Here is a 13,466-nt window from a genome sequence, read left to right on the forward strand (position 1 = left end):
CCGGCGCTCACTCCTCCCGGCGCTCACTCCTCCCGGCGCTCACTCCTCACGTCGTACCGCCCCCGCCAGGATCCACCCCTCCACCGCTTCGTACTGCCGTCGCTGCTCCTCCGCCTTGCGCCGCCCCGACGCCACCGTCCCGAGCCAGCCGAAGGCGAAGCCGGCCGGGATGGAGACGAGGCCGGTGGTGGTGAACGGGAACCAGTTGAAGTCGGCGTCGGGGAAGGCGGAGACGGGGGAGCCGGAGACGAGGTTGGTGCCCGGCATCAGCAGCAGCACCGTCAGGGAACCGCCGATCAGGGTGCAGAGCAGGCCCGTTCGGGTGTAGCGGCGCCAGAACAGGCCGTAGACCAGGGCGGGGGCTATCGCCGAGGCGCCCAGGCAGAAGGACAGGGTCACCAGAGGCTGCAGGCTGCGGTGCTGGACCATCGTGGCCAGCAGGATCGCCGGGACGCCGACGGCTAGCGCCGAGACCCGGGCCAGGGTCATCTCGCGGCGCGTCGAGAGTTCCCGCGCCCGGACCGCGAACACGTCGTGGGCGAGGGAGTTGGCGCAGGCGAGGATCATGCCGGCGACGGAGGCGAGCAGGGTGAGGAAGAGCGCCGTGGTGACCGTCGTGAACAGCAGGGTCTCCGCCGTCGAGACGTCCGCGCCGAACACCGCCCGGGAGCCCAGCAGATACGCCGTGTTGCCCTGCGGGTCCGCCTCCGCGATCGCCGCGCGCCCGATCAGGGCGGTGGCACCGAACCCCACGATCGTGATGATGAGCACGAACAGCACCACCGCCGACACCGCCCAGGACATCGAACGGCGTACCTGGCGGGCGCTGGAGGCCGTGTACATGCGCATGGTGACGTGCGGGAGGCAGGCACCGCCGACGACCACCGTCAGCTGCGAAGTGATCATGTCCAGCCGGGGGTTGGACCCGCCCGCGAACTGCAGCCCCGACTCCAGGAAGGCCGGTCCCACCGCGCTCTGCGCGGCGGCGGCGTCGAACAGCGTGCCGGGGTTCCAGTCGAAGCGCCGCAGCATCAGGACGGCGACCACGGCGCCCGAACCGAGCAGCATCACGATCTTCAGGATCTGGATGAGAGCGGTGCCCTTCATCCCGCCGATCGCCGCGTAACTGATCATCAGGACGCCGAGCCCGATGATGCAGCCCGTCTGGAGCCCCTCGCCGGAGAAGCCGAGGATGAAGGACAGCAACTGCCCCGTCCCCGCGAGCTGCACCAGCATCAGCGGCAGCAGCGCCGCGAGCGTCACCGCGCAGGCCGCGATCCGCACGGAACGCCCCGGCATGCGCCGTGCCAGCGCGTCGCCCATGGTGAACCGGCCCGCGTTGCGCAGGGGTTCGGCCAGCAGGAACATCAGCAGCATGAGCGACAGCGCGGTGCTGAGGGCGAGGACGATCCCGTCGTAGCCGCACAAGGCGATCACTCCGCCCGTGCCGAGCACGGTCGCGGCGGAGATGTAGTCGCCCGCGATGGCGAGGCCGTTGCGCAGGGAGCCCAGGGAGCCGTAGCCGGTGTAGAACTCGTCCAGGTCGTCCCGGTCGGGCCCGGTCATCACGCACAGCAGCAGCGTGATCGTGGCGACGGCCGAGAACGCCACCAGGGACATCGCCTGCGCCGAGTCGCTGAAGCCTGTCTGTCCCGTCATCGCGTCGCTCCCCGCTTGACGTCCAGTTCGGACTGCTTGCGGATGCGGTCGGCGAGCGGGTCGACGCGGACCCGGGCCGTGCGCTCGTACAGGACGATCGCCAGCCAGGTGACCGGGAGCTGGAACAGGGCCAGCAGCAGACCGGTCGGGGGTGCGTCGCCGATGCGGCCGGTCATGAAGGACGGGGCGAACGCGGACAGGATGAGAAAGAGGGTGAAGTAGCCGAGCGCGGTGAGGGTCGCGACGCGGCGTTGCCAGCGGTAGGCGCTGCGCAGGATCCGCAGATCGCTGTGGTGCCCGAGCGCCTCGTGGCGGGGACGGTGTCCGGGGGCTCGGCCGGGAGCGTGTTCGGGGGCGAAGGGCGGCTGCCAGGGGTAGGTGGGCGGTGGGGCCGGGTCGTAAGACATCCCGGTGGCTCCTTGCGTGGCTCGGGGCCCGGTGCGGACCGCAGGGAGTTGGGGGGTGGGTGAGCGGAGCCACGCACGCTACTCGTTGGTAGTCGGATGCGGGAGATGCTTCACCAAACTGATTGGTCGGTACGCGCTTACTTCTCTGACCTCGGGTGTTACCCGGATTAACTCAGATTTTTGAGTGGTGTGAACGGCTACCGAAAGTGAACGAACGCTACGGACGGATACGATGCGGGCTCTACCGGGGGAGTGCTGATGTCCGACGTACGTGAAGCCGTCATGCCCAGACAGGTGCGGGGCGCTCAGGTTCTGCTGTTCGTGCTCGCCGTCGGCGGCCTCGTGTCGATGCTCGCGCTCTCGGACGGGCTCACCGCTTACGGGCAGGGCGAGATGCTCGCGCCCTGGGCGCTGGTGTGGGTCTGTGCGCTGCTCGCCCTCACCTACGACGGGGGCGCCCGGGGCGGGGTGCGGATGACGACCATCGTGTTGATGGTGTTCATGGTGCTGCCGACCGTCACGAAGCTGGGCGAGGCGGTGGGGCCGGGGCAGTTCCTGGACGCCGCGCTGCGGATCCTGCTCGGGGTGCCGGTCGTCGTGCTGCTCTTTCTGCCGGAGTCGACGGCCTGGTTCGATCGGGGGCGGTGAGGGCCCGGACCGGTCGCGCCCGGCCCCTCAGTGTCCGAGGAGCACGCGCGCGTAGCGCACTCCCGGGCGTTCCATCAGGGTGATCCGCTCGGTGAGCACGAAGCCGTTGCGTTCGAGGACGGTTCGGGACGCGGTGTTGTCCTCCGTCGTCTTCGCCGTCAGGGAGCCCAGGCCGTACGACGGTCCCGCCACCCGGCACACCTCGCCCACCGCCGCCGTGGCGACCCCGCGTCCCGCGGCCCGTTCGCCGACGCGGTATCCCAGCTCCGCCGAACCGCCCGCCGCGTCCATGAGGTTGAAGCGGCCGAGCAGCGAACCCTCCGCGTCCAGCAGGACATGGAAGTGGCAGTCGCCGGACTCCTGCTCGTCCAGCAGGGCACGGTGGCGGGCGGCGAATCCCGCCGGTGTGAAATAGGCGTCGCCACGATCCGGCACCGAGCACGCGAAGTACTCCCGGTTCTCCCGCTCGAAGGCCAGCAGGGCCTCCGCGTGGTCCGGCCGCAGTCGCTCAAGTCTCAGTTCCGCCATGTCCGGCACCGTACGCATCTCACTCCGTGATCACCGGAAATTTCCGTGGCGCCAGCACCAGCAGCACCACGAACGCCAGCGCCGCCGCCCCCGCCGCCCCCAGATACACCGCGTGCACCGCGTCCGCGATCGCCCGCCGCAGCGGCTCCGAACCGGCGCCCGAATCCAGCGCCCGGGTCACGGAGTCCAGGTCGCTCGCGCCGCCCAGCCGCGCCGACAGCACCCCGTTGGCCACCGCGCCGAAGAGGGCCGCGCCGATCGTCTGGCCGGTCTGGCGGCAGAAGAGGACCGACGCCGTGGTCGTGCCGCGCTCCGACCAGACCACTGTCGACTGCACGCCGATGATCAGCGGCAGTTGGAAGAGGCCCAGCGCGGCGCCCAGGAGCAGCATCAGGAGGGTCGGCTGCCAGGCCCGGCCGGGATACGGCAGAAAGGGGAAGGCGAAGAGGATCAGCGCCGCCGCTCCCATGCCCAGCATGGCCGTGTTGCGGAAGCCGATCCGCCGGTACACGTGCTGGCTGAGGGCCGCCGACACCGGCCAGCTCAGGGTCCAGATCGTCAGGACGAAGCCGGCCGCCACCGGTGCCAGACCGAGAACGGACTGGGCGTACGTCGGGAGGAAGACCGTCGGTGCCACCATCAGCAGGCCCAGCGCGCCCAGGGCCAGGTTGACCGCCGCGATCGTGCGGCGGCGCCACACCCAGCCGGGGATGATCGGCTCGGCCGCCCGGCGTTCGACCAGGACCACCACCGCGACCAGGGCAAGTCCCGTACCGAACAACGCCAATGACGGGGCCGAGAGCCACGGCCAGGCCACCCCGCCCTGCACCAGCGCCGTCAGCAGGACACCTCCGCAGGCGAACACCGTCAGGGCGCCCGCCCAGTCGACACGGGGGCGGCGGGCGGGGGAGTCCCGTTTCGGTTCGTGCAGGTGACGGGCTATCAGCCAGAGGGCGAGTGCCCCTACCGGCAGGTTGACCAGGAAGATCCAGCGCCAGTCCGCGTACGCCACGAGCAGGCCGCCCACACCCGGGCCGGCCACCGCCGACACCGCCCACACCGTGGACAGCTTGGACTGGATCTTCGGGCGTTCCTTCAGGGGGTAGAGGTCGGCGGCCAGGGTCTGGACCGTGCCCTGGAGCGCGCCGCCGCCCAGGCCCTGCACGATACGGAACGCGATCAGCGAGCCCATGTTCCAGGCGACCGCGCAGAGCAGGGAGCCCAGCAGGAAGAGCGCCGCGCCCGCGATCAGGACCGGCTTGCGGCCGAAGGTGTCGGAGAGCTTGCCGTACACCGGGAGCGACACCGTCACGGCCAGCAGATAGCCCGAGAAGAGCCACGAGAAGACGGAGAAGCCGCCCAGGTCGCCGACGATCTGGGGGACGGCCGTGGAGACGATCGTCGAGTCGAGGGCGGCCAGGGCCATCGCGAGCATCAGCGCGGCGACGACGGCGCCGCGGCGGCGCGAGTCCTTCGGATCGCCGGCCGTCGCCGCGGGCTGTATCTCCGTGTCCCCCTGGCCCATGAGATCCCTTCCCCCTGCATCTATCCGCCGCGCAACACCCTCTCACTTGACCCTCACGTCGCGGCAGGGTGCAGCCTGAGCGGGGCCGAGGGTGGAGCCGACCCCTAGATCGGCTCCACCCTCGGGTGGATCGCCCCTAGGGGTACCTCCGTACTACGGCTGGGGGAGGGTTCGTACCGCCGGAGGACGTGAGGGCACCCGGCCCGTCCTTAACCTGGCTTTACGCCGCTGGGGGGCGGTGCACCGCAGCAGCGGGGGTGGGGTTTTCCCCACCAGAAGACGGCGCTCAGCACCAGCGCGCCGGACCACCCGCCGCGGACAGACTCATCACCACAGCAGCACGTACGACTCGGCACGGATCGAAAGAGATCAGTGCGCGCCAATTCCTGACCGACATAGGAGATATACCGTGACATCGGCTGTGACCATCACCAGGCACGGGGGCACTGGAGGGACTACGGCCGTTGCCGCGCGGGCGCGGCAGGTCGTCAAGGCGTACGGGTCCGGCGAGACCCGTGTCGTCGCCCTCGACCACGTGGACGTGGACATCGCACGCGGGCAGTTCACCGCGATCATGGGCCCCTCGGGCTCCGGCAAGTCCACGCTCATGCACTGCCTCGCCGGACTCGACACCGTCACCTCCGGGCAGATCTATCTGGACGACACCGAGATCACCGGGCTGAAGGACAAGAAGCTCACGCAGCTGCGCCGGGACCGGATCGGGTTCATCTTCCAGGCGTTCAACCTGCTCCCGACGCTGAACGCCATAGAGAACATCACGCTGCCCATGGACATCGCCGGCCGCAAGCCGGACAAGGCGTGGCTGGGGCAGGTCGTCGACACCGTCGGGCTGAGCGACCGGCTCAAGCACCGGCCCACCCAGCTCTCCGGCGGTCAGCAGCAGCGCGTCGCGGTGGCCCGGGCGCTGGCCGCGCGGCCCGAGATCATCTTCGGTGACGAGCCGACCGGAAACCTCGACTCCCGTGCGGGCGCCGAGGTGCTGGGCTTCCTGCGCAAGTCCGTGACCGAGCTCGGGCAGACCATCGTGATGGTCACGCACGACCCGGTCGCGGCCTCTTACGCCGACCGTGTGCTGTACCTCGCCGACGGCCGGATCGTCGACGAGATGTACAAGCCGACCGCGGACGCCGTCCTGGACCGCATGAAGGACTTCGACGCCCGGGGACGGACGTCATGACCGTCCTGAAGACCTCGATGCGCAACTTCTTCGCGCACAAGGGGCGTATGGCCCTGTCGGCCGTGGCCGTGCTGCTGTCGGTGGCGTTCGTGTGCGGCACGCTCGTCTTCACCGACACGATGAACACGACGTTCGACAAACTGTTCTCGACCACCGCGTCCGATGTCACGGTCTCCCCGAAGGCGGCCAAGAGCGACGACACCCCGCAGAACGGCAGGCCCGAGTCGCTGCCGGCCTCCACGGTCCAGCAGGTGACGAAGGCGGACGGCGTCAAGTCGGCCGAGGGCGCGGTCAGTTCGATGAACGTGACCGTCGTCAACAGCGACAACAAGAACATGGGATCGTCGACCGGAGCGCCCACCATCGCGGGCAACTGGACGAAGAGCGACCTGCGTTCGATGGAGATCACCTCCGGACACGCGCCACGCGGGCCCACCGAGACGATGGTCGACGCCGACACCGCCGACAAGCACGATCTGAAGATCGGCGACGAACTGCGCACCATCTCCGTCATCGGTGACTTCAAGGCGAAGATCGTCGGTATCGCCACCTTCAAGATCACCAACCCCGGTGCCGCGATCGTCTACTTCGACACCGCCACCGCGCAGCGCGAACTCCTGGGCGCCGAGGGCCGGTTCACCCAGGTCTACGCCACCGCCGCGGCCGGCGTCAGCGACACCCAGCTCAAGCAGAACGTCACACAGGCCCTGGACGGCACGTACAAGATCCAGACGGCCAAGGAGAACGCCGACGAGAACCGCGAGGGCGTCGGCGAGTTCATGAACGTCATCAAGTACGCCATGCTCGGCTTCGCCGGGATCGCGTTCCTGGTCGGCATCTTCCTGATCATCAACACCTTCTCCATGCTGGTCGCCCAGCGAACCCGCGAGATCGGCCTCATGCGGGCCATCGGCTCCTCCCGCAAGCAGGTCAACCGCTCCGTGCTGGTGGAGTCGCTGCTCCTCGGCATCGTGGGCTCGATCCTCGGCGTCGGCGCCGGTGTCGGTATCGCCGTCGGGCTGATGAAGCTCATGGGCATGGCCGGCATGAACCTCTCCACCGACGACCTCACCGTCAAGGCGACCACCCCGGTCATCGGCATGATCCTCGGCGTCGTGGTCACCGTCCTCGCCGCCTACCTGCCCGCCCGCCGGGCCGGCAAGGTCTCCCCGATGGCCGCGCTGCGCGACGCCGGTACACCGGCCGACGGCAAGGCGGGCCTGGTGCGGGGCATCGTCGGGCTGGTCCTGACCGGCGCGGGCGGCTTCGCGCTCTACGCGGCCGCCACCGCCGACACGGCGAAGGACGGCTCGCTGCTGCTGGCCGGCGGCGTGGTGCTGACCCTGATCGGCTTCGTCGTCATCGGCCCGCTGCTGGCGGGCGGGGTCGTACGGGTCATCAGCGCGGTGATCCTGCGGGCCTTCGGCCCGGTCGGCCGCATGGCGGAGCGCAACGCGCTGCGCAACCCCCGTCGTACGGGTGCCACGGGCGCCGCCCTGATGATCGGCCTCGCCCTGGTGGCCTGCCTCTCGGTGGTCGGCTCCTCGATGGTCGCCTCGGCCACCAGTGAGCTCGACAAGTCGGTCGGCGCGGACTTCATCGTCCAGGGCGGCCAGCGGATCGTCCCGCAGGCCCAGAAGGCGATGGAGCAGAGCCCGGACCTCGCGCACGTCACCTCGTACAAGGAACTCGAGGCGACCCTGACCTCGCCCGACGGCAAGAAGGACACCAAGGGCGTCACCGCGGCCGACCCGACGTACGCCCAGGACCTGCGCCGCCCGACGACGGCGGGCACCCTGTCAGCCGCGTACGGCAAGAACGCCATGTCCGTCGGCTCCGACTACGCCAAGGACCACGGCATCCGCGTCGGCGACACCATCACCGTCGCCTTCAAGGGCGGCGACACGGCGAAGCTCAAGGTCGCGGCGATCACCGACGACAGCGGGGCGCTGGATCAGGGGGCGCGTTACCTCAGCATGGCGACGATGAAGCAGTACGTCCCCGCCGACCAGATCCCGCCGAACTCGATCATGTTCGCCAAGGCCAAGGAGGGCCAGGAGAAGCAGGCCTACGCGGCCCTCAAGGACGCGCTCCACGACTACCCGCAGTACCAGGTCCGCGACCAGACCGACTACAAGGAAGAGCTGAAGGACCAGGTCGGCCAGCTCCTGAACATGGTCTACGGCCTGCTGGGTCTCGCGATCATCGTGGCCATCCTGGGCGTCGTGAACACCCTGGCCCTCTCGGTGGTGGAACGGACCCGCGAGATCGGCCTGATGCGCGCGATCGGCCTCTCCCGCCGCCAGCTGCGCCGCATGATCCGCATGGAGTCGGTGGTCATCGCCCTCTTCGGCGCCCTGCTGGGCCTGGGCCTGGGCATGGGCTGGGGCGCCACCGCCCAGAAGCTCCTCGCCATGGAGGGCCTCAACGTCCTCGACATCCCCTGGCCCACCATCATCGGCGTCTTCATCGGCTCCGCCTTCGTGGGCCTGTTCGCAGCACTCGTCCCGGCGTTCCGCGCGGGCCGCATGAACGTCCTCAACGCCATCGCGACCGAATAGCCATATCGAACGGGGGAGCAGGACCCGGCGCCGAGAAGTCACGGGGGACTTCTCGGCGCCGGGCGTTTTTGTGCGGGGACGGCGGGGACGGGGAGGTTGCCCGTGGTGTGTCAGCCCGTCCGACGCCGGAGGGTGGGGCCTGGCGCCTCGATGCCTCACCCACCTGCGGGTGGCTGCTCCTCTCGACGCCGGTCCGGGTGTGTCAGCCAGTACGGCGCCGGAGGGTGGGGTCTGGCGCCTCGATGCCTCACCCGCCTGCGGGTGGCTGCGCCTCTCGAGCCGGTCCGGGTATTTCAGCCCGTCCGGCGTTTGAGGACGAGGCCCTTTCGGGGCCGTCGGGGGTCTGGGGGCGGAGCCCTCAGGAACGGGGTCGAAGGGGCGGCGCCCCTGGAGGATGGGACGGGTAGGGGCGGCGGGGGCGAAAACAGCCGGGCGTCGGCACGGGCGCGGGGGGTGAGGAGAACCGGCGTCATCCACAGCCCCGGCACCCGCGACCGCGGCGACGTACGCTGGATACCCCCCGGCCGGTCACCGCGTCGGGCGATTCGCGTTGCCCACCCTCGGACGAAAGCCGCCCCGAATGAGCCTGCACGGTCTGCTCGACGCCGTCGTCAAGGACACCGCCCTCACGGAAGCGATCACCGCGGCCGCAGACGGCAACCGCATGCACGTCGACCTGGTCGGCCCCCCGGCAGCCCGCCCCTTCGCGATCGCCGCACTCGCCCGGGAAGCCGGCCGCCCCGTACTCGCCGTGACGGCGACCGGCCGCGAGGCCGAGGACCTGGCCGCGGCCCTGCGCTCCCTGCTCCCGCAGGAGGGCGTCGTCGAGTACCCCTCGTGGGAGACCCTCCCGCACGAACGCCTCAGCCCCCGCAGCGACACCGTCGGCCGCCGCCTCGCCGTCCTGCGCCGCCTGGCCCACCCCCGCCCGGACGACCCCGAGACGGGCCCGGTGTCGGTGGTCGTGGCCCCGGTGCGCTCCGTGCTCCAGCCACAGGTCAAGGGCCTCGGCGACCTCGAACCGGTCGCCCTGCGCACGGGACAGACCGCCGATCTGAACGCCATTGTCGACGCCCTCGGCGCCGCCGCCTACGCGCGCGTGGAGCTCGTGGAGAAGCGCGGAGAGTTCGCCGTACGCGGCGGCATCCTGGACGTCTTCCCGCCCACGGAGGAACACCCGCTCCGCATCGAGTTCTGGGGCGACGACGTGGAGGAGATCCGCTACTTCAAGGTCGCCGACCAGCGCTCCCTGGAGGTCGCCGAGCCGGGCCTGTGGGCCCCGCCCTGCCGCGAGCTGCTCCTCACCGACGACGTACGCGCGCGTGCACGCGCCCTCGCCGAGCTCCACCCGGAGCTGGGCGAACTGCTCGGCAAGATCGGCGAGGGGATCGCCGTGGAGGGCATGGAGTCCCTCGCGCCGGTCCTCGTCGACGAGATGGAGCTCCTGGTCGACGTACTGCCGAAGGGCGCCATGGCCGTCGTATGCGATCCGGAGCGGGTACGCACGCGTGCCGCGGATCTCGTGGCGACGTCGCAGGAGTTCCTGCAGGCCTCCTGGGCGGCCACGGCGGGAGGCGGCGAGGCGCCGATCGACGTCGGCGCGGCCTCCCTGTGGTCGATCGCGGACGTCCGGGACCGGGCGCGCGAACTGGACATGATGTGGTGGTCGGTGTCGCCGTTCGCGGCGGATCTGGAGCTGGAGGCGGACACCCTCAAGCTCGGGATGCACGCCCCCGAGACCTACCGCGGCGACACCGCGAAGGCCCTCGCCGACACCAAGGGCTGGCTCGCCGACGGCTGGCGCACGGTCTTCGTGACCGAGGCGCACGGCCCGGCGGCCCGTACGGTCGAGGTGCTGGGCGGCGAGGGCATCGCGGCCCGCCTGGAGGCGGAGCTGGGGACGATCGCCCCGTCCGTCGTACACGTGGCGTGCGGCTCGATCGACTACGGCTTCATCGACCCCTCGTTGAAGCTCGCCGTGCTCACCGAGACCGACCTGACCGGCCAGAAGGCGGCCGGCAAGGACGGCGCCCGGATGCCCGCCCGGCGCCGCAAGACGATCGACCCGCTGAGCCTGGAGGCGGGCGACTACATCGTCCACGAGCAGCACGGCGTGGGCCGCTACATCGAGATGGTGCAGCGCACCGTGCAGAGCGCCACGCGCGAGTACCTCGTCGTCGAGTACGCCCCCGCCAAGCGCGGCCAGCCCGGCGACCGTCTCTACATCCCGACGGACCAGCTGGAACAGATCACCAAGTACGTGGGCGGCGAGGCCCCGACCCTGCACCGGCTGGGCGGCGCCGACTGGACGAAGACGAAGGCCCGCGCGAAGAAGGCCGTCAAGGAGATCGCGGCCGACCTCATCAAGCTCTACAGCGCGCGCATGGCGGCACCCGGGCACACCTTCGGTCCGGACACCCCGTGGCAGCGCGAGCTGGAGGACGCGTTCCCGTACGTCGAGACCCCGGACCAGCTGACGACCATCGCCGAGGTCAAGGAGGACATGGAGAAGTCGGTCCCCATGGACCGCCTGATCTGCGGCGACGTCGGCTACGGCAAGACGGAGATCGCGGTCCGGGCCGCGTTCAAGGCGGTGCAGGACGGCAAGCAGGTCGCGGTCCTCGTACCGACGACCCTGCTGGTGCAGCAGCACTTCGGCACCTTCTCCGAGCGCTACTCGCAGTTCCCGGTGAACGTGCGGGCGCTCAGCCGCTTCCAGACGGACACCGAGGCGAAGGCGGTCCTGGAGGGCCTGCGCGAGGGCTCGGTGGACGTCGTCATCGGCACCCACCGGCTGTTCTCGTCCGAGACCAAGTTCAAGGACCTGGGCCTGGTCATCGTCGACGAGGAGCAGCGCTTCGGCGTCGAGCACAAGGAGCAGCTGAAGAAGCTGCGCGCCAACGTCGACGTACTGACGATGTCCGCGACACCGATCCCCAGGACCCTGGAGATGGCGGTCACGGGCATCCGCGAGATGTCGACGATCACGACCCCGCCGGAGGAGCGCCACCCGGTACTGACCTTCGTCGGCCCGTACGAGGAGAAGCAGATCGGCGCGGCGATCCGCCGTGAACTGCTGCGCGAGGGCCAGGTCTTCTACATCCACAACAGGGTCGAGTCCATCGACCGCGCGGCCGCCCGCCTGCGCGAGATCGTGCCGGAGGCCCGGATCGCGACGGCGCACGGCCAGATGTCGGAGACGGCGCTGGAGCAGGTGGTGGTCGACTTCTGGGAGAAGAAGTTCGACGTGCTCGTGTCGACGACGATCGTGGAGTCGGGCATCGACATCTCGAACGCGAACACACTGATCGTGGAGCGGGGAGACAACTTCGGTCTGTCGCAGCTGCACCAGCTGCGGGGCCGGGTGGGCCGAGGCAGGGAGCGCGGCTACGCCTACTTCCTCTACCCCCCGGAGAAGCCCCTCACCGAGACGGCCCACGAGCGTCTGGCGACCATCGCCCAGCACACGGAGATGGGCGCGGGCATGTACGTGGCGATGAAGGACCTGGAGATCCGAGGCGCCGGAAACCTGCTTGGTGGCGAACAGTCCGGCCACATCGCGGGCGTCGGCTTCGACCTGTACGTCCGCATGGTCGGCGAGGCCGTGGCCGACTACCGGGCCTCCCTGGAGGGCGGCGTCGAGGAGGAGCCGCCTCTCGAGGTCAAGATCGAGCTCCCGGTCGACGCCCACGTCCCGCACGACTACGCCCCGGGCGAGCGGCTCCGCCTCCAGGCCTACCGCTCGATCGCCTCGGCCAACACCGAGGACGACGTCAAGGCCGTACGGGAAGAACTCGTCGACCGCTACGGCAAGTTGCCGGAACCCGTGGAGAACCTCCTCCTGGTGGCAGGTCTGCGGATGCTGGCACGCGCGTGCGGCGTCGGCGAGATCGTCCTCCAGGGCACCAACATCCGCTTCGCACCGGTGGAGTTGCGCGAGTCGCAGGAACTGCGGGTCAAGCGGCTGTACCCCGGGACCGTCATCAAGCCGGCGGCGCATCAGCTGCTGGTGCCGCGGCCGAAGACGGCGAAGGTGGGCGGCAAGCCGCTTGTCGGGCGGGAACTGCTGGGCTGGGTGGGGGAGTTCCTGGCGTCGATCCTGGGGTCGTAGCCCGCCCGGTTTCCGGGGCCGTGCCGGACACGGCTGTCGGAATGCCTGTCGGAATGTCCGTTGGAGGCGGGAGTGGGAAGCGGCTGCTGTATCAGCCGCAATCACTGCCGCCTTCCTGACGACCCCGCCACGTGGCCCGGAGCAGCACGCGCTCACGTGGCCCGGAGCACCACCGGCTCACGTGGCCCGGAACAGCATTCCCGCCAACGTGCGGAAGACCTCCTCCGGATCCCTGCCGTCCACCGGCCCGTCCAGGTTGTGTCCGAGCAGCAGCGTGGCGAAGCCGTGCGCGAGGGACCAGGCCGCGACGCCCGCGAGGCGGGGCTCGATGCCCTCGGGGTCCACCCCGGACACGGCCTCGCGCAGGGCGTCGCCGGCGAGGGTGCGGGCGGTGGTCAGTTCGAGGTCGTCCGCGCGTAGCAGTCCCGGCGAGAACATCACCTGGAAGTGCGCCGGGTGCTCGCGCGCGAAGCGCACATAGCGCACGCCCGCCTCCTTGAGGTCGGGTGCCTCCCGCAGCGCGGTCGCCAGCAGGCCGAACCCCTCCGCCGCGATCGCCGTGAGCAGGCCGGTGCGGTCCCCGAAGTGATGGGCGGGGGCCGCGTGGGACACCCCGGCCCGGCGGGCGAGGTCGCGCAGGCTCAGCGCGGACGGGCCGTCGGCGGCGATGACGTCCAGCGCGGCGGTGAGGATGGCGCGGCGCAGATCGCCGTGGTGATAGGGGCGGCGCGAGGCCGGTTTCGTGGTGTCCGCGGATGCCATGGACAGCAGCGTACGCCCAATCTAGGCATTGACAAGTTGGTGCGGCTCGGGCAATCTTGTCAGTGTC

9 protein-coding genes are annotated in these 13,466 nt (G+C 70.3%); 4 read left to right on the forward strand and 5 right to left on the reverse strand.

All coding sequences use genetic code 11. From position 1 onward, the window contains the following. Positions 1-39 precede the first annotated feature (39 nt). Both ACIOHP_RS12200 and ACIOHP_RS12205 read right to left on the reverse strand, forming a co-directional pair. Positions 40-1,659 (reverse strand): cation acetate symporter, encoded by a 1,620-nt coding sequence (locus tag ACIOHP_RS12200; protein WP_401886179.1) that lies wholly within the window; start codon positions 1,657-1,659, stop codon positions 40-42. Continuing rightward, entirely contained in the window at positions 1,656-2,066 is a 411-nt protein-coding gene (locus tag ACIOHP_RS12205) for a DUF485 domain-containing protein (RefSeq protein WP_361538110.1), read from the reverse strand. The genes ACIOHP_RS12200 and ACIOHP_RS12205 overlap by 4 nt, the downstream gene beginning before the upstream one ends. A gap of 258 nt (positions 2,067-2,324) precedes the next feature. On the opposite strand from ACIOHP_RS12205, the gene ACIOHP_RS12210 reads away from it, so the two are divergent. After that, complete coding sequence (locus tag ACIOHP_RS12210; protein WP_401886182.1) at positions 2,325-2,714, forward strand: hypothetical protein; 390 nt, start codon at positions 2,325-2,327, stop codon at positions 2,712-2,714. Positions 2,715-2,741: 27 nt separating this feature from the next. Here the strand turns inward: ACIOHP_RS12210 and ACIOHP_RS12215 are convergent, their stop codons facing one another. Beyond that, positions 2,742-3,242: a GNAT family N-acetyltransferase gene (locus ACIOHP_RS12215; RefSeq protein WP_401886185.1), complete on the reverse strand. Its 501-nt coding sequence runs from the start codon at positions 3,240-3,242 to the stop codon at positions 2,742-2,744. A 19-nt stretch (positions 3,243-3,261) separates the two neighbouring features. Beyond that, the gene (locus ACIOHP_RS12220) at positions 3,262-4,767 is read right to left on the reverse strand and encodes an MFS transporter (protein ID WP_401886187.1); all 1,506 of its coding nucleotides are present in this window, start codon (positions 4,765-4,767) and stop codon (positions 3,262-3,264) included. Positions 4,768-5,176: 409 nt separating this feature from the next. On the opposite strand from ACIOHP_RS12220, the gene ACIOHP_RS12225 reads away from it, so the two are divergent. From ACIOHP_RS12225 to mfd, 3 genes are all read left to right on the forward strand, one after another. Continuing rightward, a complete protein-coding gene (locus ACIOHP_RS12225; protein ID WP_361538102.1) occupies positions 5,177-5,965 on the forward strand; it encodes an ABC transporter ATP-binding protein in 789 nt (262 codons plus the stop codon). Further along, positions 5,962-8,526, forward strand: coding sequence for an FtsX-like permease family protein (locus ACIOHP_RS12230; RefSeq protein ID WP_361538100.1), 2,565 nt, complete (start codon positions 5,962-5,964; stop codon positions 8,524-8,526). Before ACIOHP_RS12225 ends, ACIOHP_RS12230 begins: the two co-directional genes overlap by 4 nt. A gap of 580 nt (positions 8,527-9,106) precedes the next feature. Further along, positions 9,107-12,637 (forward strand): transcription-repair coupling factor, encoded by a 3,531-nt coding sequence (mfd, locus tag ACIOHP_RS12235; RefSeq protein WP_401886191.1) that lies wholly within the window; start codon positions 9,107-9,109, stop codon positions 12,635-12,637. A 177-nt stretch (positions 12,638-12,814) separates the two neighbouring features. Here mfd and ACIOHP_RS12240 read toward each other — a convergent pair whose 3' ends face one another. Then, positions 12,815-13,399 (reverse strand): TetR/AcrR family transcriptional regulator, encoded by a 585-nt coding sequence (locus ACIOHP_RS12240; protein ID WP_401886193.1) that lies wholly within the window; start codon positions 13,397-13,399, stop codon positions 12,815-12,817. Positions 13,400-13,466: the final 67 nt, after the last annotated feature.

Origin of the sequence: Streptomyces sp. NPDC087859 (assembly GCF_044742595.1) — a bacterium.
Lineage (GTDB): Bacteria > Actinomycetota > Actinomycetes > Streptomycetales > Streptomycetaceae > Streptomyces > Streptomyces canus_F.

Bases quoted from the DNA above. Each gene is read 5' to 3' on its own strand.
- ACIOHP_RS12230 (WP_361538100.1), top strand. From the start codon at position 5,962: ATGACCGTCCTGAAGACCTCGATGCGCAACTTCTTCGCGCACAAGGGG.
- ACIOHP_RS12200 (WP_401886179.1), bottom strand. From the start codon at position 1,659: ATGACGGGACAGACAGGCTTCAGCGACTCGGCGCAGGCGATGTCCCTG.
- ACIOHP_RS12220 (WP_401886187.1), bottom strand. From the start codon at position 4,767: ATGGGCCAGGGGGACACGGAGATACAGCCCGCGGCGACGGCCGGCGAT.
- mfd (WP_401886191.1), top strand. From the start codon at position 9,107: ATGAGCCTGCACGGTCTGCTCGACGCCGTCGTCAAGGACACCGCCCTC.
- ACIOHP_RS12205 (WP_361538110.1), bottom strand. From the start codon at position 2,066: ATGTCTTACGACCCGGCCCCACCGCCCACCTACCCCTGGCAGCCGCCC.
- ACIOHP_RS12210 (WP_401886182.1), top strand. From the start codon at position 2,325: ATGTCCGACGTACGTGAAGCCGTCATGCCCAGACAGGTGCGGGGCGCT.
- ACIOHP_RS12215 (WP_401886185.1), bottom strand. From the start codon at position 3,242: ATGGCGGAACTGAGACTTGAGCGACTGCGGCCGGACCACGCGGAGGCC.
- ACIOHP_RS12240 (WP_401886193.1), bottom strand. From the start codon at position 13,399: ATGGCATCCGCGGACACCACGAAACCGGCCTCGCGCCGCCCCTATCAC.